Annotated in this window: 12 protein-coding genes and 4 pseudogenes; 8 read left to right on the forward strand and 8 right to left on the reverse strand. The window is 58.8% G+C overall.

From position 1 onward, the window contains the following. Window positions 1–450: 450 nt before the first annotated feature. The 4 genes and pseudogenes from ACFSOZ_RS23515 to ACFSOZ_RS23530 all read right to left on the reverse strand — a co-directional run bounded on the left by ACFSOZ_RS23515 (window position 451) and on the right by ACFSOZ_RS23530 (window position 10455). Window positions 451–1787, reverse strand: a pseudogene (locus ACFSOZ_RS23515) (IS1380 family transposase). Between the two features lie 106 nt (window positions 1788–1893). Next, window positions 1894–2844: a DNA/RNA non-specific endonuclease gene (locus tag ACFSOZ_RS23520; RefSeq protein ID WP_379101831.1), complete on the reverse strand. Its 951-nt coding sequence runs from the start codon at window positions 2842–2844 to the stop codon at window positions 1894–1896. Window positions 2845–2866: 22 nt separating this feature from the next. After that, window positions 2867–7675, reverse strand: coding sequence for an AAA family ATPase (locus ACFSOZ_RS23525; protein WP_379101833.1), 4809 nt, complete (start codon window positions 7673–7675; stop codon window positions 2867–2869). Continuing rightward, a complete protein-coding gene (locus tag ACFSOZ_RS23530) occupies window positions 7672–10455 on the reverse strand; it encodes a S8 family serine peptidase (protein WP_379101835.1) in 2784 nt (927 codons plus the stop codon). The genes ACFSOZ_RS23525 and ACFSOZ_RS23530 overlap by 4 nt, the downstream gene beginning before the upstream one ends. Before the next feature lie 358 nt (window positions 10456–10813). Between ACFSOZ_RS23530 and ACFSOZ_RS23535 the strand changes: the two genes are divergently transcribed. From ACFSOZ_RS23535 to ACFSOZ_RS23570, 8 genes and pseudogenes are all read left to right on the forward strand, one after another. Further along, on the forward strand, window positions 10814–14206 hold the full coding sequence (locus ACFSOZ_RS23535) for a hypothetical protein (protein WP_379101837.1): 3393 nt from the start codon (window positions 10814–10816) through the stop codon (window positions 14204–14206). A gap of 1010 nt (window positions 14207–15216) precedes the next feature. After that, a complete protein-coding gene (tnpC, locus tag ACFSOZ_RS23540; RefSeq protein ID WP_379101839.1) occupies window positions 15217–16500 on the forward strand; it encodes an IS66 family transposase in 1284 nt (427 codons plus the stop codon). Window positions 16501–16508: 8 nt separating this feature from the next. Continuing rightward, window positions 16509–16940, forward strand: a complete 432-nt coding sequence (locus ACFSOZ_RS23545; RefSeq protein WP_095090355.1) for an IS1096 element passenger TnpR family protein — start codon at window positions 16509–16511, stop codon at window positions 16938–16940. A gap of 54 nt (window positions 16941–16994) precedes the next feature. Beyond that, window positions 16995–17714 (forward strand): annotated as a pseudogene (locus tag ACFSOZ_RS23550) (S8 family serine peptidase); the annotation flags it as partial. Between the two features lie 28 nt (window positions 17715–17742). Further along, window positions 17743–17976: a hypothetical protein gene (locus ACFSOZ_RS23555; RefSeq protein ID WP_379101841.1), complete on the forward strand. Its 234-nt coding sequence runs from the start codon at window positions 17743–17745 to the stop codon at window positions 17974–17976. Between the two features lie 318 nt (window positions 17977–18294). Further along, window positions 18295–18900 (forward strand): hypothetical protein, encoded by a 606-nt coding sequence (locus ACFSOZ_RS23560; RefSeq protein ID WP_379101843.1) that lies wholly within the window; start codon window positions 18295–18297, stop codon window positions 18898–18900. After that, window positions 18897–21743: a CHAT domain-containing protein gene (locus ACFSOZ_RS23565; protein WP_379101845.1), complete on the forward strand. Its 2847-nt coding sequence runs from the start codon at window positions 18897–18899 to the stop codon at window positions 21741–21743. The genes ACFSOZ_RS23560 and ACFSOZ_RS23565 overlap by 4 nt, the downstream gene beginning before the upstream one ends. A 39-nt stretch (window positions 21744–21782) precedes the next feature. Further along, on the forward strand, window positions 21783–22958 hold the full coding sequence (locus ACFSOZ_RS23570) for a S8 family peptidase (RefSeq protein WP_379101846.1): 1176 nt from the start codon (window positions 21783–21785) through the stop codon (window positions 22956–22958). 176 nt (window positions 22959–23134) lie between these two features. Here ACFSOZ_RS23570 and ACFSOZ_RS23575 read toward each other — a convergent pair whose 3' ends face one another. The 4 genes and pseudogenes from ACFSOZ_RS23575 to ACFSOZ_RS23590 form a co-directional block, all read right to left on the reverse strand. Further along, window positions 23135–23566 carry an IS5 family transposase gene (locus ACFSOZ_RS23575; protein ID WP_379101848.1) on the reverse strand — a complete coding sequence of 144 codons (432 nt, stop codon included), beginning with the start codon at window positions 23564–23566 and terminating at the stop codon, window positions 23135–23137. A gap of 283 nt (window positions 23567–23849) precedes the next feature. Further along, entirely contained in the window at window positions 23850–24989 is a 1140-nt protein-coding gene (locus tag ACFSOZ_RS23580) for an IS110 family RNA-guided transposase (protein ID WP_379101849.1), read from the reverse strand. 95 nt (window positions 24990–25084) lie between these two features. Then, a pseudogene (locus tag ACFSOZ_RS23585) lies at window positions 25085–25392 on the reverse strand (IS5 family transposase); the annotation flags it as partial. 277 nt (window positions 25393–25669) lie between these two features. After that, a pseudogene (locus ACFSOZ_RS23590) lies at window positions 25670–26284 on the reverse strand (transposase); the annotation flags it as partial. Window positions 26285–26292 lie beyond the last annotated feature (8 nt).

The following is a 26292-nucleotide window of genomic DNA, read 5'->3' on the forward strand; positions in this document are numbered from 1 at the left end:
CGGGCGCTGGCGCCGCAGCCGGCAGCACCGGATTGCGACATTTCTACTTTGCTGGCTGCGCGACAATCGAACTTGGTTGCAACATCAGGTACAAAGGGTGAACGGCGATGCCGTCCGTGGTGGGCGCTGGCGCTTCATCGATCGGACTGGTGCTCCCGCAGTGGCGGACTGTGATGCCGAGGGTCTGTTGGAAGTGTATGATGCGGATAATGCGACCTTAAAGGTTAGCCACCGTGTCTCTTCGCGCAGCACTTGGCGGATACACGAGCCACTCTAGCCCGCTTGATGCACGGCGATCGGCTTTCGGCGGCCTGCATCGGCGATCTGGCCGCCCTCGGAGTGCATTTTGACAAGCCTCGTCGGGCGCCGGCGATGATCCGTCGTGATGGAAGGCGGGGGTTTGCGGGTTGAGGTCGGCGGGTTTGTTTCGGGACGTCTGCGTCCCATCGTTTATGTCGCGAGTTGCGGGATGCGGCTGAGGACGATGCGCAGGATGCGCTGGTCGGGGCAGGATGTCGGCAGGTGCAGGCGGATCTGGGTTTTCATCTCGACCACGCGGGCGGCGATCTTGATGAGGCGCAATCGCAGCGTGTCGAATTGGGCGACGGCAAAGCTGGAGCGTTTCGGCATCGCGGCGCGCAAGCCCCACATCAACCAGTAGGCGCCGGCATGCAGGAATAGCCGGAACTGGTTGGCCGTCGCTCTTGTGCAGGAGGTGCGGTCGGCGGCGAGATGCGTCTTCCACGACTTGATGTGGTTCTCGGCAGCGCCGCGCCGGCAGTAGACATCCTCGTAGAGCGCCTTGGCCTTGCCACTCGCAAGGTTGGTGACGATGAAGCGGGTATCGGCACCTTGGGCGCCGACCTCGACGCGGGCGATGATGCGCTCTACGCGGCTCCAACTGTCGGCGCCGTCAAAAAACTCCTTGAAGCGGCGGACCTTGTTCGTCTTCGATGCTTCAAAGCGCGCCATCGTGCTGGTTTCCAGGTCCGCGACATGCTTGCGCAGGGTCGTGGTGGGCGCCACGCCGAGGATGAAGTCGACATCGTTGGCGCGGCACCAGTCGATGACCTGCGGGCTGCAGTAATGCCCGTCGGCCCGGATAAGGATGCCGGTGTTCGGCCAGTGCTCCGGATCGCCCGCACCAGGCGGCGCAGGTGGGGGCGGATTTCAGCCCCGCTCGGCCGCTTCGCTGGTCGCAGGACCGCACCGACGAACCGGCCGTCGCCATCGAACACAACAATCGGCTGGAAGCCGTATTCGTCGTAATGGGCATTGAACAGCCGCAATTGCTGGCCGCCATGCACGGCGTCAAAAGTGTCGTCAATGTCGAGCACGATCCGCTTCGGAACCTGCCGGAAGGAAGAGCAATAGAGGTCGACCATCGCACGGCCCATAACGACCAGTTCCCGCACGCCAGGCAGGTTCTCCAGCCGGCACATCGTCGATTGCGAGGCCAGATCCCGACCCGAAGGCAGCGCATCCTGGGCCATCTTGAAGACCGGATCGCAGCGCAGCCGGTTGGCGTCGTTGCCATCCTCGTAGCCGGCGGCAATCATCTTCATGCGAAAGCCGATCATATCGGCCACGCTATGGATGACCTGGTCCGGGCAGCGCGGATCATCGATGCAGCGCGCCAGACGCTCGGCGACACGCAGCCGCTTTTCCACCTCGGCCAGAGCCAGAACCCCACTGTTGGACGACAGCATGCCGCCGTCGAAACGGGCGACGACGGACTTGCCGCCAACAGATGACAAACCGCTCAGCGGCAGCGTAAGATCATTCATGGCGGGTGTGGTCTCCGGGAAATGGTTCGGATCGGCTTAAGCAACCAAATCCTACGTCATTTCAACGGCTTGCACCACATCCGTCAACCTCCATGAATTTTCCGGGCTAGATGCGTATATCGTTTGGCGTGCGCAATTCTGCCTCGATGCGCGTTCCAGTCGCGAGTTCCTCGTTGGAGAAGCCGTCGAAGCCGGATAGCACGCCAAAGTCGATGTCAGTAAGAAGCTCGATCTGCCGGACGCTGCGTTGATATGTCTTGAATACGCCGAATGCCGCCTCAAGACTTCCGAGCTCTCTTTTTTGGTCGATCATATAAGCCGTCGCCGACGGCTTGCCGTCATCGCCCAAGAAGGCGATGACCTTCCAGAAGGCGGTTGGGATTAGAACGCCGCGATAGAGGCGATCGTCATCGCGAAATACCGGGCCCGAAAAAACTGTCACTCGCTCGGCCCAGCGACGGGTGTTGTCGAGAACATACTTCTCTAGACTGAGCCACGTCTTCTGATTGAACCCCGCCATCTGTGGCGCACAATTGGGGAAGTGAAACGTATCCTCATTGGCGGTTGCCGCTTCATCGCCCCAGTTAGGGTCTTCGCGCCGCACCAGATGTCCGCGATCGAGCAGATTTTCTAAATACAAGTCCTCACCAATCTGCTCTCCGGGTAGGATCCGACCGTCAAGCGACCATTTGTCGGCGCTACGCTCGATGGACACCGATGTTTTTCCATCAATATTTACACCGACGAAGATCGCCATGCGTCGGGCACGTGACATGGCAACAGAGAAGTGCGTGTAGTCCAGCCTGCTTGTAGCGGCGCCTGGGACGGGCAGAACGTCTGCAGCCCGCATGCCGATGACAGCTGGCCAGGGCACGACGAATTCCCCGAGAAATTCTGCGGCGTACCCAACACGCCTTTCGAGAGTTAGCGGGCTTGAGATCCTTGGCCCAAAGCGGCGAGCCTCGGCCTCGGTCGAAAACGATGACAACCATGAGGGTTGGCCGCCGAGGACCCGCATCTGGGAAAGCCGCGGCGCATATTCCGGATCAAATGCCAATGTTATGTGCCCTTCCTATTCCTCACTTTGAGGGAAGTAGCCGGCGGGTGTAACGCCTCACCATCGCGGCAACACTAAGTTCAGCGCCTCCTGGGCGCGGAACCCGTACCATCCTATCGACCAGATTAGAGAGTTTCCCGAAGCGATCTGCCATATCTAAAACGGTGGCAGTCCAACGGCGAGGATTCTGCCTCAGAGACGCTGAAAGTTGAACCCGCGTCAGCTCCCTGGGCCAAACAGAAAGGGATTCCTCCATAACCGCGACAAACTCCAGAACGTGTTCTGGCTGAAGCAATGCCTGGATCGGCGGATAAAGTTCCGGGCTAACGCCGCGCAAGTGAACCGCTGAAGAGGCATCGACGAAACTCTTGGCAGTGACCTGAAGGGCGGCCTGGCGGCCTTCAGGCCGCGCGATGTCGATCAAAGAGGGACGCAGCGAATGGCTGCCCTTGTAAATGGAAGAAATCGCATCTCGCGCGATTGGATCCAGTCGGAAGATATCGGGGTTAGACGGAGCGGAGCCGATATCCAAGAAACCATCTGACATATACCGCATCAGAATTAGCGGGATGCGAAGTGAGCGCCGTGTGGGTTCATCGTCGCGCAGCAGCTGCCGCGCCCTCAGTGCCTCAGTGGTTTCGAGATGCTCAACATCCGGAAAGCCCCCCCGGTCTTCAGTTGCAAGGAAAAGCGGATTGCCGCCAAGAAGGCGAACAAGCGCTTTTACTGCCCGGCCGACACTGATTGATTGCTTGCGATTGGGATTAAGCGGACGATCCCATTCGACACGACGATCGATCTCCTCGAAGCGGCTGACAACCAGGCGCGCGAAGCTCCGTTTTTCGGGCTGTCCAAGTATACTCATCGCAACTCGCCAGATTGGCAGATCAGTCAGGTCGGCAGGCATGTGTCCAGCAGTCCGGTCACCGAACAGTATATCTTCGACGAACGCGTCGAAAACCGAACCGCGTATCGAAACCACCGCAGCGAGATCCCCCTCCGCATATGCACTTTCGACCTCAATACTCTGACTTCGTTGCGAAGCCGGCGGCGATGCAGATAGCCCGGATGATGTCGCGCCGAGCCGTTTCAATCGATCACGATCCCGCCTCTCCTCGATCTGCAGCCGTACCTTGCCGTCCAGTGCGGCGAGCTCATCCCTTCGAAGCGCACGGCCGTCGAGCTGCCGCAATCGGGCGCGAAAAGCAATCGGAAGGTCCGCGCTGTCTTTCCCTAAGGCAGATGCAAATTCCAGCAAAGCCGAGTCCGTAAGCTTCAATTTAGGATCTACAAATAGTCTATGATACAGTGCTTCGCGGTCCTGCTCGACAGGTGTTAGGTGCGCATCTAGATGTTTGGCATAATACTGGGATGCCGAACGGTGGATGCGCTGCGTCTTCTCTCTTTCGGTTTCGTTCATGGAGGCGAAGATGAGCCTTCGGAGGTCCCGCCTGTGACGCACAGCAGAAGCATCGGCCGTCGGTTCAACAAGCCAGATTTGTAGTGCGAGCGCGTCGAACAACTGCAAGGCGCGTCTGTCGTCAATAGGACCCAACCCACACGGCTCGGCAAGAACGTGGCGCAAAAGGCTTGGCGTCACGCGACGAAGGACAAGCCCGGGATGAGCAACTCTGACAAGGTCGCCATCCTCGGTGCGGATGCGACCGAGAATACGTGTGTAAAGATATTGTTGGGCCACCTGTGCTGTGAAGCGTCTTTGCCCTTTCTTACCCAATAGAGCTTTGGCCCCGCCTTTTCCCTCCACAAGGAGGTAGCGCGCAAGGATTTTCAAGGTCATCGGATTGGCGCCATAATAGGATACCAGTTCCCGACCCTCACTTTCACTCAGGGTAAAGGTAGCATCGGAAAGATAGGCCTTAAGCAGACGCAATGCCGATACCGGTCCAAGATCGCCAAGCCGGATATGCTCGGCGCTGAACGTCTCAGCTAACTCTTCAAATTGATCTTCCGACCTTCCGCACAATATGGCACGCAGGTGCACCGCACCGCCATCCGTCATCAAGGACCTAAGCCAATCGACGACGGCCGTTCCGCGGCCGTCGTGATGCACGAGTATCTCCTCGATGGTGTCAATCACCAGCACAACGGGCTGATTTGCAAGTTCGTCGGCCAGCCCAAGACCGCGCCACAAAGACCAATTGGTACTTTCGCGAGCGGAATGGCTTGTAAAATCGATGCTTTCGGTATCGAGGGCAAAGTCGAACCGCTGATCAAGCTGCGCGCAGAAACTGTTTAGCGGCGCGCTTATCGAAGGCACAGCGAGCGCCAGTTGTCTTGAGAACTCGCGCATAAGCGTAGTTGGGTTTGCCTCGGCCAACACGGCGCGATCAAAATCGAACCGAATAATGGGAAGCCCGTCGCCATAGTCCCGTTCGGTGCGCCGGATGAACTCGGCCATTAGCGCCGACTTGCCAACGCCGCCGGTTCCACTGACAAAGATGAAGGGCAACGCCGCTTCAATCGGGCGCTCAATGAATGAACGCAATTTACGGAGTTGATGGTCGCGTCCAATGAGGCCGTGCGGCAGAAGCCATTCGATGGCCTCTTTCGTTTCTCGTCTTGCAACCGCCCTATCAATCGCCGCAATTGCGTCCTGGCCACCATTTACGGTTGCAGCAAACTGGGCAGCGCGATGGATGACGTCAAGTTCCGTGAGACTCGCAGCGTTAGGTATGCGCAACTCCCCCAGGACAGCATCAACCAGATAGCGTCCAAAATCATCTTTTGGATCTGCCGCTCTGGCCATCGCCTCCAGACGACCGCTTCTCATCAGGGCCGCCAGAATTCGCCGGCGGCTGTCTGGATTAAGCTGCCAGTGAGGTAAACTGGACGTTAGCACTTCCACGCACTCATTGCCGAGCGCTGTCAACACTTCCAGCTCCATCCCGTCTGGCTTGCCAACAAGCTTCAGCGGGTCAAAAGCGCCGACCATGGCGGCACGTTCACGCACTTGTGTCCACAGCGCCTTGGCTGGATTCGAACTGAATTGCGGAAGCGAATGGTTCATCCGGCCACTCCCGGCTTGTTTCCGATTGTAATCAATGCCGCGGCTATAGCTATCGGTGATAGGGCGGAGGTTTGTCCTTGCAAGCGCTACGATGGACTCGGCGAGTTCGTGAACCGTTTCCGGACTTCTCGCGCAGCCGGCGGCGATATCCTTGCGGTTGAGATAGTCTTCAACTTCGCTCTCCGTAACCACGTTCACATCATCATACACGGTCTGCAGGGGCTTCGCAGCTGGAATCTGCCCGCGCATGCCGATAAGGACAAGCCTCAGATATGGGTAGGCCAGAATATCGCTGTACAGGCGCTCGAGCAGGCTCGTAGTCGAGCCAGCCGCAATGGGATTGGTGTCCAGATCATCAATGACGAGCCATAGCAGCCGGTTACCGACGTAGTTGGAAAGTTGCTTCATCAGTGCGGGCAAGAGAAGATCTCTTTCCCATGCCTCCCGCGCGGTGTCCGGTTCCTCGGCAGGCAGCGCTGAGGGCGGGCAATGGGTCAACTCAAGCAGCTGTCGAGCGAAGGACTTTGCGTCAAGCGGGATGGTCGAGGCACTCATCGTGATGACCAAGTTGCCGCCGTCGGCGAGCATGGCACGCAGAATCGACGCGCTGAAGGATTTTCCGCAGTCAGGACCACCTCGTACAGCGATGATCCTGGCCTGGCCAGACAGGGCCCTCATCACGCTTTCCTGGAAACCTTGTCGGCCGACCACCGGCTCACCAGTGGCCTCGATCTGCCATATCGGGTCAAGACCGATCACCTGTTCGATTGCTTCTGCCCCCATACGTGCGGCAATGCACGCCGTCGGGATTGCCCCGTTGATCGTGGCTACGCCGTTTTTGTCTCGAAACGTGCACTGATGCATCGCGACCGGCTCAAAGGTCTTGTCCAGAATGAGTCCACCCGAGGATCCATCGGTTGCATTGGCGTTGTGGCGAAGTCGCGTTTCTACGGACTTCGGCCAAAGCTCAATTCCCTGGCCATGAGTCCTGTACATCTCTCCACCATATGGATGCTGGAACAGCGTGATCTCGGCACCGGTCGCCTGAACGCAAGGCACGCGCTTCTTGTCGAGGCGGTAGAACCCGCGCTCACGCCCGACCGGCCTGTCGAGCCGCAAGATAGCGAAGTCGAGACGATCTCGAAAGCTCTCGGGATCCGCCTCAGCGATCGCGGAAAAGACATTGCCGAGCTTCTCGCTGTCGTGACATTGGCTGGCCTCTATGAGCCAGTCGGTCGTAACGCCGCATTCTGACCGGCGATTGTAGTAGCGGCCGACGGCACCGAACACCACACGGATCAAATCAGCACTGCCATTCGTCCTTTGGCCGTTTCCATCGACCAGGTTCTCGATGACGTGGCGCGCTGTAAGAACGGCTTGCGGCCCGACAAGAAAGCCCGTGCCACCGGCCTTCGGATTGGTCAAAACCTCGACCAGGCATACGCGCCTGGCAGCATTCATGAAGCCAGTAGTGGATGCTCCGACGGGCTCGGCGCCGAGGGCGGGTTGCACCATCCCCTGCAGTCGGACTTGCCACTCGTCGGCTGGCGCAGTCGCCTCATCGCCCCGGAAAGCGTCTGAAAGCAACAGACGCTCAAGAAGTTCCTCGAACCACCCGCCGTCACGCGCCGACTTGAAGGCTCCAAGATAAGGTGACTCAGCCGGTGAAAACAGGGCAGAGATTTTAAAGGTGCGGCCTCCATGCTTCGAGCTCAACTCGTCAAAGAGCAACTCGAGCTCTGCGCGTGGCAACGTGATTTTCGCTGCCATGTTGACAAGATCTGCGTCGTCCGGCCCACTCACGGCTTGTTGCTCCAGTCAATGCCGCCTTGATCAAGAAACCCGGTCTTCCCGCGTAAGGCAGCGAGGCTGTGAGCATAGTTTTCTCGCATCCACTGGCCGCCGAAATGCAGTCCAACAATGTCCTGGGGTGCGATCGCACCGATGAGCGCCGAACCCGAATTGCCGACAAGCGTGGTTGCGTCGTGGCAGAAGACAAGGTGGGCTCCGTCGGCAGAACGGCCGCCCAAAGCCGCAATTACGTCGCCGGGCGCTGCATATTTGGTCCCGTAGTCGGCCCCAAATAAAGTGTTGAGCCGCGCCGTGACTTCAGTGTCGATATTGCCATCCGTTCGGGTGGGAAGCGATGCTGGTTGAGCCGGATAACCCACCACCAAAAGCGTACGGCCCGGGTCAACGCTTGTCTCGTCAGCATCAATCGGCAGGCGCGGAGGGAGGTTCCGTTTTCCATTGTCTGTCTCTGCGATCAATAGCGCCGCATCGAGGTGTCCAAGATCAATCGCCGTATAGTCGATATCATTGGGTCCGGCGCCAAGCACCCCGGTGATGCGAAACCGCGTGTCGGCGGTGCGCGACGATGGCTGGTCCGCAAAGTCGATGGTGACATTGTCGCTTGTCATCACCCAGCGGCTTGGCTCATTTCTGCGCGGGACCGGTGCTGCGAAGGCCTGCAACACGTGGCGGTTGGTCAGTATTAGCCCGTCTCCAACCACGAACCCGGTGCCTACATGGGCGAAATCGCAGTCGATCCGACCTATGCTCGCAAGGTGTGATTGGATTACGTTGGTCGATAGCATCATAAAAAGCCGTTCGTACCAACCCTCGGTGCGCCGATCCTCAATATCTATTCGGCCGTCTCGCACGCGCAGAGAGGGTCGATCGCGAAGCCGGACCAACGCCTCAAGCCCAATCCGTGCCGTACCAGACAATGGAGTGCCCTTGGCAGACTTCTCAAATGCCTCATTGGCACCTTCCAGAATATCTCGGTCGACGGTCGAACTTGTTCCGCTGGCACGAATGAGCCTTTCGAGCTCATCGATGCTGTTTTGGCGCGACTGTGCATCAGAGCTCCCCAAGGTCCTTGCCGAACCTTCGGGCCTGACGCCTGACCGCGCAAGGAGTTTGGGCCGCGGCAGTGGCGGAAGCTTGGTGGGCAGCATAACGGGCCTGCCAATACTTGCACCATCGGCCTCCGCGAAACGGTGAAGCCGAGAGTCTTTTGAAGCTTTGGCGGCTGAGCTCAGCGCAGCAGATGGCCGCGTGGTCGACCATTTTGCTTCTACCGCGAGATCGGTCGGCGCACCGCCAAGTTCTGCCTGGGAAAGACTGATGGTGGCGATTTCCATCTGGTAGCGGGGCCAATCGAATTCACGGTCGGCCGGACCCGGCGATATTTCTTCGTCGAGGAAATCCGCCATAGGTTCGCGCCCCACCGCCGCTTCGACGCGAGCTGCAGGGATTTCGTCCAGGGCGAGGTCAAGCAAAGCGGCAGCATCAATGATGCCAGGGCCATAGGCCTGTTCATCCCATTGAGAAGGAACCCGCGCTGTGCGTTTGATGGCCGCCCTGAACATCGCCTGGACAGTCGTGCCGCGCTGACGTGCTGCCTCGCGGACTCTTTCACGGCCCTTTGCCGCAAGCCACAACGCCGCTACGCCGGCTACCAGTGCAGTCGCAAATGACGTGCCCTGCCCAGGCGCTATTCCCGACAGATCATCCGAACTATGTGCCCTCTCGGCTCGCCAGACCAACTCGGCCGGAGCTGCAATGTCAACGCTTGATCCGCGACTGCTGCCCTTCCAAGGCCGACTACCAATGTTTGTACCGGCGACGCAAATCACTTCCGCATAGCGCGCTGGCCATACGACCGTGCCGACACAGTTGCCGGCAGCAGCGACCACTATCAAATCATGTTCAATCGCGACCTGTATGGCTCGGTGCAAGGCTCGACCGGGCACACCGCCGAGACTCATTGTAACAATGTCGCACCCGACTGCCTTGGCGTGAAGGATTGCCGCGGTCACCGGCGTTGTGTTGAATACCTTGACATCGTCGAGGCATCTGATGGGGACAAGCCCCGCTTCCGGTGCCGCGCCAGTAATCAATCCACCATGTCGGCTGGCGGCCACACTGGCGGTGCCCGTGCCGTGCCCGGGATTAGCGGCATCTTTACGCAAGGGATCAGTTGGATTGTTGCTGCCATCAATTGCGTTCCAGGAAAGCTCCAAACGGAGCATGCCATTTTCAAGCTCATGGTGGTCCGCAACCCCGGTATCAGGCTGTCCGATAAGGATCCCCTCGCCTCGGCTAGTCGGCCAGGCCTCGGTTATTCTGGCAGCTTCAAGTGCCCAGCCACGGTTGGGCGGCGCTGGGGTCGATACCCAACACATCGGGCCGATGACATGGGCTGCTTCCGCCTCATGCATCGGCGCAACGGGGCTTGGGTCGCCAAAGAAGCGTGTGCCCAAATCGGGCTCAGCGCTGGTAAGATCCATTGCATCGCAAAGCTCGTAGCCAATCGCGAACAGCTCTCGGGCCGGCAACGTGCGTTCAATCGTCGGAAACCGGAGGATTAGAAAGTCGTCAAGGCCGGCGAAAGGCACAAGGAGAAAGGACTCACTGCCCAGCAGCAAGGCCAACTTTGCCCGCTCTTTGGAAGGGTCGGGCCGAGCGCGATATTCCAATGCGAAACGCAACTCGTCTGTAGGCAGCCCGTCGTTGTCCGAAGCCGTGAGAACCGGCGCACCAGAAAGCAATTCGCGCAAGATTGCGAGCGCGCTCATTGAACGTGATCTACTATGCTAATCGCAGCGCGATCCCATCGCACGGCGATTTCTTGCCTGGTATGCATACTCTCCCCCGACTTTCCCCGCACAAATCTAGCGATTGAATAGCAAAACACAATCGAGGGCCGACGATTCTGTTGCAAGTTCGCCAACTTTGCTGAGGATAAATTATATGGGGCTTCCAATATCCAAATTGCATCGACAGTGCCGGGCAGAATATGCTGAATGAGGTTACGGGGACCAACAGCGCGTTGCGTTGTCTGAAAACGCTGCAAATGAAGCAAATACCATTCGGCCGGTGTTGTTTGGTCATTCTGTGACGGGGCACAGAGGTAATGTGTCAGGGATCCGGCAGATGAACGTCTTGCCGGGACACAAAAAGGGGTATGGGGGCAGGATGCCACAAGGTGCACGATCAAAGAGCGCGCGTCGCTCGCGCGAACAGTTGCTGGATATGCTCCCGGCCACGCTGGTGCCACCGCTGTTGGAATTCGCCGAATATATTGCGACGCTCGATGTGGACTACATTATTTTCATGGCTCGCAAAGCCATTCGACTGCACGACCTTTTGATTGCAGTCGGCTGCCGCAGGCCGCAGGCGACTGTGATCACGGACCACGTGCTTGACCAATCGCTCACGGTTCTTGCTGGCAAGCGTTGCGCCCTCGTAGACGACACGCTTATTCTCGGAACAACATTGGCCGACGCCGAGAGTAAGCTTCGCTTCGCTGGGGTGGACTCGATCGTCAAAATCGTCTTTGCCGTCGATCACGACAATTGGTGCAAGGACATTTGCGATGTTGATCGCCATTTCGTCAGTCTGGACCAAAAGGCGATGCTCAATTTCTGCGCCGCCGAGGTCGAGGCACTGGGACTGGCGGGCGTCCCCTATCTTACCGACTTTCCTGTATCAGAGCGGTTGCGGCTGGCCCGCTCTGAACTGAGCACAATGTATTCGATGTCTGGGTGGGACAGCTACGCCCTCACTACCGAGCTGCAAGAGGATGCTGCGGTATATTATTACTCGCACCTGCCAACCGTGACCAACCATGAGCAGCTCTCGGCGACGATCGGCAAGCTGTGGCGCATTGTCGAAATTGCCAAGGTACGCAGCTTCGTCTTCACTTCCGACACCCGACATTCCGCCAGGGTGATCCCGATCGTCACACTCCGGCCGTTGACGCAAGACCGTATCAAACAGCTTTTCGATGCGGTTCTCCAGGAACTGGATACCCTGGAACAGTCTCACCGAGACACCCTTCAGCAGCGGCTGGCAACACCTCGTTCGCAGCTTCGCTTCCTGCAATACTTCCTAGGCTTGATTGTGGGCGAACAGTTTGTTGACAGCCTTACTTCAGCGCTCGGACGTGACCGTCCAATTCAATTCGACATGGATGAGGCGTCGCGTTTGTTTGGGCCTTGGCTGCAGCCCGAGATTGACGCGCTGCACGGCGCAGCAGCCAGCATCGCCAGAGGCACAAACACCCCGAGGATCGCAGGGGCTGCGACCATCCCCGCGGAACTACCCGAGGAGGTCAAAGACGTTGAGAAGTTCGACTTGAACGAACTCTTCGCGAACCGGCGCGCAAAACACGGATTGCTAGATGAACCGCGCAATCTTTTCTCTGACCTTATTCGTGTCTTTGTCGAGCTTCATGCGCAGTACGAAATCCCAGCTCGCGAAGAGGTACGCAAGCTCGGAAAGCGCCTTGACGAAGCCAAGCCGTCTGAAATGCCGCGCCGCGATCGGTTGAAGATGGGAATTACGTGGTCAACTCTGAGCGATTTTCTGGCTCGCCGCGCCAAAATGCCTCTTCGCAAGGTTCGATCCATGCAGATGAGCCTGATGCTCGACGCCCTCATCGACATCGGTATTGCCGTGCCGATCATAGCAGAGCGCCATGGCGTCCTTTTTCGAGCTTATCGTCACGGCGAGGACGCGCTGTTTGCCGAACAGGAACATGCGCTTGCTTATCAGGTAGCCAAGGGCTTCCTGGAAGGATCGGGGCGGAACGATGTGCCGCGTCTCACAATGGAAAAGCTGCTTGTGGCTCTCATGCGGGTAGGGATATCGCGCAAGTTTCTGACACCTCATTTTGGCACCAATGGCTCTGAGCGCGTGGCGCGGATAGCGTTCCATCGTCATGGCGCAGTTATCACACTTGCTGACGAGCCCACAGTGTTCGCAGACCACCAGGAAAGCTGGCTTTCGCGTCACTTGGTGAGTGTCGGAGTCCTATCCCGGCTAGGCGCTAACTACGTGCTCGGCAGTGAGCCGGTTGCCGGCTTGATATCCACCGTGGCTGTTGAAGAAGCCAATCAACTTGGCTGGCTGCTGGGCAAGTTGAACGCCGCCCGTAATGACGGAGCAACATTGTCTCAGAGAGATTTGACCCTCCTTGTGACGTGCCCTCAGCCGCGTGATGCCGCAGGCGCGGTGTTTGCGGAATACCGCATCTTCGATCAATGGTTTGTCGGCTGCCGTGAACAGTTCAAGCGACTCAACCTGGGAAGCGACCGGGCCTGCGAGAAAGCTATTGCCGACATGGTTCATAGTGGGGGCTACGCGGCTTTCAACTCGGCACGATTTAAACTGTGTGGCTACCTGAAGAACGAACCCGTTGAAATCGTCGAACGGTGCTCCTCCTCCTTGCGCACCAGCGACGCAATGGGTGACTTCGTCGCGAGAAGCTGGGATGGGATATGGAAACCGATCGTCGGCGCCGAGCAGTCGCGTCAACGCGATGCATTCGAGCAGCAGCTCGGAAAGCTTGCACGAGAGTTTCTAATGATAGCGGTGGGGATCTTCAGCATGGAACTTGCCATTGCCTCCGCTCTCGTAACGAGACATCGCATGCTGCCCCGGCGTTACGCTGAAATCTGCGTCAAAGTCGTAGGTTATCTTGAAGAAATTCAAAGCCTGCTTCCCCCGAAACAACATGAAGCTTTCTTCCGCCTGAAGGACCTGGCCAGCGCGCGGTCACTGATGCCCGATCCAGCGCTCGGCTACGCCTACGGATTGAGGTTGATCGAACGCAACGAAGAGGCGGCACGCAATCTTGCCGCAGAGGTCGATGAAGACGTTCGTCGGTACGCACGCATACTTACGAGCACCACATTTGATTACGCTCTATGGTTCGATGTAATCGATGCGAAAGGCAGCCGTACCGGCCTCGCAGGTCAGGAATTGCTCGAGTACCGGGCCAGAGTTAACCGCATGATGGATGCTATCAATGTCAAAATCAGTGGCGTAATGCGTGATGCCCGCCGTGAGAACGGCAAGGTCACTGTTGTCCCCAGCAACCTTGAGTCCACGGACGACGAAAAACACGTTCTCTTCGGCGGCAAGCGCAACAGCCGACAGCGGCTGAAGGAACTGGCCTCAGCAATCCTTGCTGTCGCTCGCGCGAGTGGCATACCGGTCCGAATGCTCCTGATCGACGCGAATTTCGCAGGCGCAAGCCCCTACGAGTATCACGGAGAGCCAGCTATTCAAGGCCGTGATTTCTGGGAGTTTGGAGGGCGGCTTCGCACATTCTTGCGCCGTTTCGAGGCCGAATTGACTGGCGGGATCAAACCCGTCGATTCAATTCTCTACTTGGCAGGCAAATTGACCAAGACAGTCGAAGAATTCGCAGAAGTTAGTACCCTTAAGCCATTGCGTAACACGACCACCGAACTCAAAATCGACGAACGGCGGCTTAGCGTCAAGGTCGTTGGCGGTTTTGCAACAGGGCCTCGTAATTGATCGACCGGAGCAGCGTTCCGCGCTTCACGCCTATCAACAAGTATCATCTATCGCTCACGCTCGTCTTGGTCGCGATTTTTTTCAGATCTGCGTTCAGATTGCGGAAGGCGCGATTCGAATTGTTGTGGCGTGTCTGAAGGCGGCGAATTCCGCGAGGATGCTGCGCCAGGTGACTTGCGAAGCCGGTGCGAGATGGCATTTGTTTGTTTATCGACGGACAAATCAGCGTGAGAATACAGGCCTGGTTTATCTTCGCCGCCGACGTATCCGTTGCCCATGATCTCTGAACCACCGGCGCAAGGCTGAAATCCGAAAACCCGCCAGGCGCAACCAGATCGACTGCGCAATTTTTCTGGCCGGTCGAAGTTCTCGCCTGGCCTTTCAGACAACGCCCAATACATTGAGCGCGCACTTTCAATTATTCGCACTGGGATGGTGATTTATGTTTCGTTGTCGAGCGATCCTTGCTCATATGGCGCCCACCCATTCTAGGGAGCATCGAAATTGCAGCAGGCAGGACTATGTCAGAAATAAAAATCCGTGTTTATGGAACGAGTGGGAAGTCGCTTCGGTGGCATTTGACGCTTATGTCGCCCCGCGGCAAATCAGAGTTTCTGAGTGAGTCTGATGGCTCTGTGATCTTGCGCCTCGATGCGGACGAGTGGCCGGCCGGCGTATACATAACGCCTGAGGAACCATGGCACTGGGCAGTCGCCCGGATGTTTCTCGGACCGGCCAAAATCAGGGTCACATGTCCGGCTTTGCCGGACGGACCTGTTGGCTGGTGGCACGACGTGATGAAGCTGCCGGTCGATGAGCATCTCGGAAAAGGAATTCGAATTGGGGTCGTCGATAGCGCCTTTCAACCAGTAGGCCTTGCCGGTCGTGTGACCTGCGTCGAACATGACTGGCCAACGTCAGTCGGGCCTGCAGATCCGCTGGCGCACGGAGCAAAGGTAGTAATTACTCACGCCCTTGTCAGGGGCAAGAATCCCTGAATCTATGGGGATATGGATCGCACTGATTTGCAGCGTCTGACGAAGGAAGAGTTGATCGATCTGGTGCTGCGGATACAGCGGCCAGAGAAGACATCGCGCACGTCGTCCAAGCCACCTTCGAGCGATCGCAAGGCGCGTCGGGACAGGGCAAAGCCTGGCGGCGCTAAGGCGGGTCATAAAGGTCACAGCCGCGCCATGAGTGAGGATGCCGATCGCATCATCGATCATCATCCCGACCAATGTCTTTGCTGCCGCGCCAGCCTGTCGAGCGATCTTGCTGCCGAAACCGTCAGCGAGCACGACAAGATTGAGCTTCCCGCGATCAGGCCTTTGATTGAGCGCCATCGGCGTCTGGCAGTCCGATGCCCGTCCTGCGGCACGCTGGTCGTCGCGGCTGTGCCAGATGCGGCGAAGGGGACGCCGTTCGGGCCACGCGTGCACGCCGTAGCGACCTATCTCAAGACTTTCCAGGCCCTGTCCTACGAGCGGCTGCAGGGCGCGTTCGCGAACCTTTTCGGTCTCAACATTAGCCAGGGCGGACTGATGAACATGTTGCGCCGTGCGCAGGGCGCGTTCGCGGCCGAGTGCGACAAGGCCGTCGCGGCGTTGCGCCGGGCCAAGGTCATCGCCTCCGATGAGACCGGCGTGCGGATCGAAGGAAGCAACGCCTACCACTGGGTGTTTCGCTGCGCCGAAGCGGTTGTTCATCAAGCGGCGCCAACGCGCGGCGCTGTCGTGGTCCGGACCCTGATGGACGGCCATCGTCCCGACGTCTGGTGTTCCGATCGCTATGCCGCACAACAAGGTCACGCAAATGCGCATCAGACCTGCCTGGCGCATCTCGCCCGCGACGTCGCCTATGCGGACGAGGCAAGTGAGGACATGCTGCCCTCACGGCTCAAACGTTGGCTGCAAAGGGCCTTCGCCCTAGCCGACGGTATTGAAACCTTCGCCGCCTCGACCATCGCCGGCAAGCGTCGCGCCCTGGAGCGAAGTCTGGACGATATCTTCGCCACCACAACGTCGTGCGATCTGGCCCGCGACATCCAAAACAAGTTCAGGCGAGCTCGTGATCAACTTTTGACCTTTGCCCAATGGCCAGGAATGGTCGACGCGACGAACAACGCCTGCGAACGGGCGCTGAGACCCGCCGTCGTTCAACGGAAGATCACCAACGGCTATCGCGCCATGTGGGCCGCCCAGGGCGAAGCCGACATTCGAACCGTCGTCGACACGGCTCGTCTCGCGCCAGGCACGAACTCCTTCAAAATCATCCTTCAAACCGTCAGCGCCTGAAATCTGCGATGACTGAGCCCGCGACCTTGATCTTCCGAGCCTCTCTTCGGGCCCGGCTTTGTCGGGACATCGAGGTGTCGAGTTCGAGCACGCTGGCGGATCTGGCCGAAGCCATCGTAGCGGCATTTGGCTTCGACTTGGACCACGCCTACGGCTTCTATTCAAAGCTGACGGGAAAGCTGTTCGACTCGCCCCTGCGGTTCGAACTCTTCGCCGACATAGAGGGGAGCGGCTCTCGCAGCGTGAAGGGCACGCGCGTCAGCACAGCCTTCCAGAAGGTGGGCTCGGCAATGACCTTCTTGTACGACTACGGTGACGAGTGGCGCTTCCGCGTTGAACTTATTGGAACAGGGCAGGCGCAGCCCGATGCCAATTACCCGAGGATCGTCAGCAAGATCGGCAAGGCTCCCCCGCAGTACCCGGACATCGACGACGAGTGACGACGCACCGTGCCGCATCGAAAGGGTGGGTAATTACCAAAGGTTTGTTCTGTACTCGCCGGACATCCGTCCGATGAAACGGGCTACGCCGGGATCGTAAGAGGAGCCGAGATCATCCACGTCAATGGTGAGACCGTTGATGGAATTCCTCGGGCGGGAACCGTGGCATCGGCGATCAATTTGCTGGTCAAGCACCATCAGGTCGACCTTATCAATCTGAGTATCGGCGACGGTGAAGTCCGGTCGAAGCCTCTCAAGCAGGCCATCAGCGATGCCTTCGACGCTGGAACTCTGGTCATGGTGGCTGCCGGAAACGAAGGCGCCGGGTTGAAATATCCTGCCTCTGACCCACTAACCGTTGCAATTGGCGCAGTAGGTTTGAACGGGTTCGCTCCATCTGACTCTGTCGCCGCCTTGGAAGTGCACGAACATCTCCCCCTGTTTACAAAAGACGACCTCTACGTCTGCAATTTTTCGCCAAGATCTGGTGTCACGGCTGTCGCGCCAGGGAGCGGTATCATCGTGGACGTGAACGGCAAGGGGCCGTTCGATCTCTACGGCTCGTCGTTTGCCTGCCCTATGGCTGTTGGCGCGCTGGCTGCCGTGCTCGCAAAGGATCCAGCCTACAGCCACTTGAACCGCACGTTCGAGAGATCGAAATACGCCAGGGCCACCTTCCGCAAAATGTGCGACCCGATGGGTCTGTCGCCTCGTCTTAGCGGAAGCGGCATACCCCGCCTCCAGGGTATCCCGAACCAGACGAAGATGGTATGATTCGATTGAGATTTCTGGAGACCAATGCGTGAAAAACATTGAACTGACGATCTCCGTGAAGCGCAGCTTCCGCGGCAAGTCGATTGATATCTTCGAGCTAATTGAAGACCTGCCGGGAATTGAGTTCGTCGGCGGCGACCGCACGTACGCGATTGATGTGCGTGCTCCCAGCAAGGCAGAACGGTCCATCATGGACCGGGTCGCTGAAGCATGCGACGTAGAACACACCGTCCAGCTCCAGTTCCTTGGCAGACGCCGTTAAGCTGTAATTGCTCGCCTAAGGGCGAGACTCCTGCCAACGAACGCAACGCGCCTGCGGCTTGGTCGCGGTCGCCGTTCAAAGTGAACGCGGCCGTTGCGGCCCGACCGTGATTATCGTGCTTCCATCTCTCGCGACTTTGGGCAACATTCATTAGTCTTGTTGCAATCGAAGATTTGCGCTCCTACCGGGCGCAGTCTTGCGGCGGATAACGCGACATGGCCGATTACCCTGAATGTCGTTTTCCATTGCCGATCCTTCAGGCGCCGGCCAGGCGATGCAACCTGGCAGCAGTGGGACCAGATAGCCCGGTGTTTTGCCTTGGCAAGTCTGTTCACATTCCTGACAATGAGCCAGAGCTTGGGTCAGCGCGGATTTCCCGAGCGATTGCCTTCGACCATTCCTGTCGCCGATCTGACGGGAAACTGGCAGTTTATCCCCGTCCCCCTCCCTGACCGGAACGTCACGCATATTCTCCTGTCCAAAGACAAAGACCGCATATTCCTTGGAACGCCGAGCGGTGTCGCCTCCTACAACGGAGCCGATATGCAGGTGCCGGAATTTGAATCGGTTGATGCCGAGCAGCCAATATTCGTCAATTCACTTGTCGAAGCTGCGGCGGGCACGGTGCTTGTTGGAACAATCAATGACAGCCTGTGGCAATGGAGAGGGAATGCGATCAGGGCAATTTATGGTGCCTGCCCCCGCCGTTCCAACCCGTGCCCAAGAGCAGAATGGGCGTTCGCCAGCTCCCAGGACGGGACAATCTATGTTGCCTCCAGCTCAATAGCAAGCACACAGCACGACGCATTGAAGGCATTGCGCGCGGCCATCCCCGATCGCGTCATTGACGTCCAAACGTCCGCTTCCTACCTCGGGATGGCCGGCAGCGAACTGGTCGCGGCCAGTATGGCTCGGTCTCGGTGATAGATAAAACCACAGGCAAGCCTGTTCGCCATCTCGACCTGGAGATTGGGTCCCAAAGTTTTGTACGAAACGTTTCCTTCGCACCTGGCGTGGTCTATGTCGGCACGGACACGAACTGTCTGGCGGTGCCACTCGCCTCAGGGGTAGCCGTCACTACGCTGGCCGACGGAAACTGCACGGCCATCAAGATTCAACAGGATGGCACGGCCTGGCTCTCCACCGATGGCCTCTACCGCCACGATACTCAAGATTGGAGGCGGTGGCTTCCTGGGCAGAGCGGGGCGATCGCGGCAAGCTCCATCGAAGAGGACGGCATGTCGAACGTCTGGCTTGGCGCTTCAGACGGTCTTTGGCGATACTTCGACCTTGCGCGAGAACATAGGTTCTCCGGCAATGGCGCGCGCATCTCTTCAATGGCTGGCGATTTGAATGGTGGCGTCGTTGCTGGCCTTGCGAACGGTGAGGTCTGGCACGTGAACAGGAAGCTGGAAGCGACTCAGATTGCCCTACCCGCGCCGACCGAAACGCCTTCTTCCCCTTATTATCGTGGGGCGCTTGTCGCTGATGGGACCGCAAACGAGATATGGGTGCTGAGCGCCGCGGGGCTCTTCAAGGTAGACGGATCGATGCCAAAGCGCATGGCGGAATTTCCCTCCATGCCATCCAACAGTCAAGCGGTCCCCTCGTCGCTGGCAATATCTGCCGAGGGCATGCCATGCACTGGCCTTTTGGACTCGACCGTGGCGCTATGTTTCAAGGATGGCTCCTGGCAGCAATCTGCCGAGGTCATGGACGATTTTGGCGGGCGAAGCGTAGCCGCCGTGACGTTTGACACCGCTGGATCGCTGCTTGCAGTTGGCATCCGCAGCATATCGGTGGCTGGCAAAACACAAACTGAACTCGGACCATTCGAGCCCACACCTTTCGGTGTCAAACATCTGTTCGGCGCCATTGCCAATACAACGTCGGTAGACGGTGTGGACGCCGTTGCCTCCGGTGGCTGGGGCGGCACCGCGTTTCTGAAGCGCAGTGGCGAGGCTTATCGCGAGGCCGGGAGCGGACTGAGCACGGTTCAGGATCAGCCCTATATTATTCGTCAGTTTGCGTCACATCCGTCCTTTGGCTTGCTGGCTGGCGCCGACGAGGGATTGTTCGTCTGGAATGGAGACCCGATCTCCGGGCACTGGAAAAGCCTGAGGGACATCGATCCGAGACTTGCCGCCGGGCTCGATGGAGTGGTTGTGTCGGACGATCGAAGCTTCTGGGTGGGCTCGGGCCTGCGGCTAAGCCTGATCGAACTGCCAAAGGCGGCACCACAGGCTGAAATCCAACGATCGCCATCAACGGACACCATCGATACAAACGCGGTGACTTACAAGCTATCCGTGCCAGGCCTGGTTGGACTCCCGGCTTCCAAATCGACGGCGATCACCTACAGCCCCTCGATCGCCAATGCCGAGCGTGGTGTCACCGGACCGACCAGCAGGCTGGATCTTTCCAATCTCGCAGATCTCACAACATACCGGGTAACTGCCGAGGTCACCGACGGGTTCTTGAACATTGGACCCACGCTGGAATCCAAATTCTCGGTCAAGCTCCCTTTCTATCAGAACCCCTACAAGCTGGGCGCGGTCGTAGTTGCGGCAATCATGTTCCTGGGTCTTCTGCTGACGCGGCGCGGCCCGACGGGCTTCGTCTTGCTGCGGATCGGTCGCCTCAGATGGTCGACCGAGAAGGACGACCCGCGTTTTGCAATCGAAGTAAAGAACCTCGGTCCCGATGTCGTTCGTTACGAACTTGAAGCACCGTCAGCCCTGACGCTGATCCGACTGGTCGTCGATGTACCGGCGCCACAGCTTGATGCTTCGCCCAAGGAAATCCTACCCTACCTGGTGCGCGTAGCCGAAGGCAAGGTGCGGCCCCATCGAGAAAGGTTCGACACGGCGATGAAGCGCGCCGCGAGTGTGCTTGGCGAGGAAGCACTCCCCGAAAACGTCCGCTTTATGACGAGCCAGTTCGATAGTGGAGCAATCAGTGTCGATCTTTCGAAATCGCTCTTGTGGTTGCCAATTGAACTCGCCAATGACGGTGGCGCATCACAGGTAATGCTGCGGTACGCGATCGGCCGGTCGGTTTCGGGCGATGTGCTGGTAGAATCGGAACCGCTACGATCGTCCAGGCTAAGGGTCGCAATTTTCGCTCCTCATCTGGATCCATCCACTCCTTCTCTGCCCCAGGCTGAAGCGGAGGCAAAATCCGTGGCTGCCGCCGCACGCAAATGGGGGGCGGAAGTCGATTTCGTGCGTCCGGACGCCACCAAGCAGCAGGTGCTCGATGCCATTTGTGCTGCCAATATCTTCCACTATGCGGGACACGCCGAGTTCAGTTCCGGTGCAGCAGGCAACAGCTATCTTCCCATCAGTGGCGGACACATTCTGGCTGCGGAGATAGCGGCTGCGTTGCAATCGGCACCGCACAATCTGTTACTTGCCTTCATAAACGGATGTGGCAGTTCGCGGGAAGACAGCTGGGAGCGAGGCCTCGAGATTTATGGTTTCGCCTCCGCTTTCCTAAATAATGCCGTCTATTTTATTGGTGCCCAGTGGCCTATTCAGGACGAAATTGCAGCTTTACTTGCCGGCGAGTTCTACGCTAGACTTTTCCCGGCCTCCTACAGTCTTTGGTGGCAACTCATACGCCGCAATCCACTCCAGGGCACGCCTTTCGCAGAAGCGCTGCGTTTGGCTCGCCTTGAAGCTCGAGAGTTTGGCCCAGAGGCCGTGCAAACCTGGTCTTCCTACGTCTTCTATGGAGACCCCACACGGCGGCTGGTGCTGCAGTAGTCAATTGTGGTTGCACAAGACCGCCGCAGAGGGCCAAACATGTTGCGCAGATACGCCATCATCGAAGTCAACGACCAGCTGCGCTCGCTGGGCGCATCGCCCAAGGCAGCCGGGCAGCAGGCCGGCGAGAAGTTCAAACTTCACACCGCCGAGCTCAACGAGCGCGAAGTTCTCGACACTCGACAAGACCCGAACGTGGCGGACCTTGGACTGGTCATGCCGACGCGTCTGATCGCTCCGGTTTCAAAATTGGGTCTTCCGGCCGATGCGGCGCCGGCGACGCAATGGGGCATATCAGCGGTGGGCGCGGACCGCATCAAGCTGGACGGGTCGGGGGTTGTGGTGGCGGTGCTTGACACAGGAATCGACAAGACGCACCCGTCTTTTCTCGACAGTGTCAACATCGTCGAGGAAGACTTTTCGGGCTCGGGAAACGGTGACAGCAATGGCCACGGTACCCACTGCGCCGGTACGATATTCGGCAAGGATTTAGACGGGCGGCGCATCGGCATCGCCAGGAATATCCGTAAGGCGCTGATAGGCAAAGTCTTCGCCGATGGCGAAGGCGACTCGTTCGCGATTTTCAAAGCGATGCAATGGGCGGCCCGAGAGGGCGCCAACATCATCTCGATGTCGCTCGGCTTCGACTTCCCCGGTATGATTCACGACTTAGAAAAGGATCAGTATCCAACCGACCTGGCAATCTCGATTGCCCTCGAGCATTTCAAGGACAACCTTCGGGTATACGATTCCATGATGCGTCTTATCGAAGCGGGGCAGGCGTTTGGGCGGGGCCCAATGGTGGTTGCGGCGGCTGGAAATGAAAGCCGACGCGGTGAGGATGCACGTTTTCGGATTTCGGCGTCGCTTCCCTCGGCTGCTGAGGGCATGGTCTCGGTCGCTGCAGTTCGGAAAGCTCAAGATGGTTTCGAGATTGCAGATTTTTCAAACGGCCGCGCGAAAATCTGTGCTCCTGGCGAGAACATAGTGTCTGCAGGCCTCAAGGGGGGCTTGGCAACAATGAGCGGCACCAGCATGGCTTGCCCTCACGTTGCCGGTGTTGCCGCACTTTGGTGGCAGGCTATCGCGGCATCAAAAGTTCGCGCTACCGCTGAATCGGTGACCATACGCCTGCTTGGCTCTGCCTCGGTCGACAAGCTGCCAAACTTCGACCCCGGTGATGCCGAGTATGGTCTGGCAATAGCGCCCCCTTGAATGGATCAGGCATCGGAGAGCCAACTACACATCATTTGCTTTCACGACGCTGAGCGGCGGGCCGCCGGCGGCGTCTGACCTCCTGGCGGGTCCCCTCAGATCCCGGCAGTTGGTCGAAACTGTCCAGCCGCCATTCGAGCGCTGCAAACGGACATAGACTTAGGACGAATCCACATTCAACGTAGCCACAAGCAGATTGCGGCGATGTGAACGAAGGCGAGAAAGTATTCTGCGCGTCGATCATAACGAGTTGCGAAGCGGCGGAAGTGCTTGAGTTTGTTGAAGCAGCGCTCGATGCGGTTGCGTTGCCTGTAGATTACCTGATCGTGAGGGATTGCGACCTTGCGAGAGCGGGTCGAAGGGATGACCGCTTGGGCATTCATATCGGCAATGGTCTGGCGTAAATCATTGTTGTCGTAGGCCCTGTCAGCCAGCACAGCCTCGGCCTGGAAGCCATTGAGCAGAGCCTTGGGGGTAAGATTGTCGTGCCGCTGGCCGGCGGTGAGCATGAAGCGCAGCGGTCGGCCCCAGCTGTCGCAGATCATGTGGATCTTGGTTGTCAGACCGCCTCGGGAACGCCCCAACGCCTGATCATGAGCCCCCCTCATATGAGGCTCGTTGTGTCAATAGTAGCGGCGGCGGCTTAATCACCTTCGGACGCTGTCGGGATCGGCCTCGCGGCGAATTGCGGAACAAGTCCACATCACCTCATATCCGGTCGGCTCTGGTGGAGCCTGCACCCATATCCCGCATGCACGGGCAAGTTTGGCGAGGCCGGGCAGGATGGGACCCATCTTTTTGACGGCGTTAACAGCCCTGGGGGGCGCCGGTCCACATCCATCCCGCTTCGTCGCAAGTGACGTTGGCCGCCCCTCGCGTCGAACTCTTTCGTCAGGCCTTGGTCATGGCGCCCTCCGGCAGCAGGCCCTGGGTCAGATACCGCCACAAGGCGATTATCAGCTTGCGCGCCAAGGCGACGATCATGGTGCGGCGGATGCGTCCTTTGCCGGCGCCGACGCGCTCATGAAACCAGCGCGCGAGACCGCTATCGGGCTGATGGCGCTGCCACAGCCGGGCAAGTTCAATGGCGGTTCGACGCGCTCGCGGATTGCCCGATCTCTGGATGCCTTGATCGCGGCTGACCGCGCCGCTGCTCCAAGGGCTGGATGCAAGACCGAGATAACCGGCGACCTCACGCCGATTCTGGAAGTCGCGGAAGAACACCTCGTTTGTCATTACGCTTGCGATCGTCAGGCCAATGCCACGCAGATGACTCAGTTGGATGATCCCGGGAGCTGTGATCTCGGCGGCCTGACGCTGCTCAGCCTCGACCTCCATGATCATCTCAATCACTTGCCACAAGCGGTGGCACTCGCGCTTGATCTCGTTCTTCAGGCAGGACGGCAGATCCCGCCCGTCAGCCGTGCGCAGCGTCTCGAGCTGCTCACGCCAGTCCCGTCTGGCTGGCTTGAAGTCGCGGATGCCCTGGGTCATCAAAAGCCCCTTGACGCGGCTGGAATGCTGGCCGCGTTCGTTGACGAGCCGAGCCCGTTCCCGGCTGCGACGGCGATCGTTCTCCTGCTCGAGGCTCGGCACCCGCACAACCCGGCAGACCCTCGGCTCGCCACGTTCCAGCGCCATCAGCGTGCGCAGCAGCGCCGCCGCATCGAGGCGGTCCGTCTTGGCGCGGCGTGACCGGCGGTCGACCAGGATGCTGGCCGCGTCCAGAACCTGATTGTCGATGCCGCGGTCGCACAGGAAACGATGCAGCCAGAAACCGTCGTAGCCGGCCTCGTAGCACGACATTACCCGAACCGGACGCGTCAAGGCGGCCTGCGCCTGTTCGCGCCGGTGTTCAATGAGAGCCATAAGCCCTTCGGTGTCACCTCCTTGCAGGCGATGCAGGCTGATCTTGTCGACCGCCGGCGAGTGCAGCGCCACAAGCCAGGTCGACTTGCTCAATTCCAGTGCAACGAAAATCGTGGCAGTCTTCTCGCCGGCGGGCGGCGGAGCAACGGATGAGAGATTCATGAGACGTCTCCAGGGTTAGGATGTCGGACCCCGAAACCTTACCTGAGTTCCGCCGCCCGTCGCCTCATGGGATCTTTTCCCGATGCCGCCTGCTAGTGGACACGGACCAGGGTGGTGTCGAGCATCAGATATTGGTTGTCGCGATCCTTGATCAGTTCAACGAACACCTTCTCCCAGACACCGGCCTTGGCCCAGCGGGTGAAGCGGGCATGGACGCTCTTCCACTTGCCATAGCGCTCCGGCAGGTGCTGCCAGAATGCTCCGGATCGCAGCACCCATAAACCCCGTTCACAAACAGGCGGTTGTCGGCGCCGCTGCGGCCCGGATCACCAACCTTGCCCGGGCGAAGCGGGGCGATCCGGGCCCACTGCGCCTCGTTCAGTTCATAGCGCTTTACACTCATCAACCCGCTCCGAATCAGTAAATCCGGAATGCATTGATTCAGCACATCTCAGTTTTGGGAATCCTGAATGTGGATTGATCCTAGTCTAGTTTCCGTCCGTAAACGTGCAAATTTCGCAGGGTTTACAATCGCGTGCTCCCTGCTTGGGCGTCTTAGCGGGCACGGATAGTGTCATGAGCGTTGGCCGTCGACAGAATGGTGTCATCGGCACGATCAGGCGCACGCCACTGCGGAAGGGCAATGGCCGGCGCGACGCAACCGCGATGGCGGCTCCGGCTCAGGTCGGCTTGAGGCGGATGAAGAGGACGAGGTTGAAGGCCACGACCGAGGACCAGACGTAAGCCTTGAAGTGATCAAGGCCGCGCCAGGTGCAGCGCGCCAGGCCGTAAGCACGTTTGAGGCAAGAGATGCCAGCTTCGATGCCGGCGCGGAAGTTACGCAGCTTGCGGTAGACCCACTTGCTTGTGACCATGTCCTCGATCCGGAGGCCGGCCTTCTTGTGGAAGGCCATGTCGCAGACGCCCCATGCCTTCGCTGTGGCCAGATTGATGCGAGTGGCGAAGCCGCCATCGGCCGCCGCTTGCCGCGGCGCTTGACCATAGAGGGCGATGTGGCGCTCCAGCATGGGCAACAAGCGGTCGCTGTCGGCCGGATTGCCTGCTTCAATCACCAGATCGAGGATCATGCCGCTCCTGCCGGTGGTCAGGTTGAGTTTGTGACCGTACTCGGTATCGCGGCTGCCCTTGACGATGATATCGGCATGCGGTTCGAATAGGCTGACCAACTTCTCGCCAGCCGGCACCGGCTTGCCGGCCAACACCCGCCGCTCGCTCTGTCTGATGATGCGTTCGACCAACGGCCGGTAGTGACGGACCTGGGCCTGCCATAGTGAACCGCACC

The organism is Mesorhizobium newzealandense (assembly GCF_042682145.1).
GTDB lineage: Bacteria > Pseudomonadota > Alphaproteobacteria > Rhizobiales > Rhizobiaceae > Mesorhizobium > Mesorhizobium newzealandense.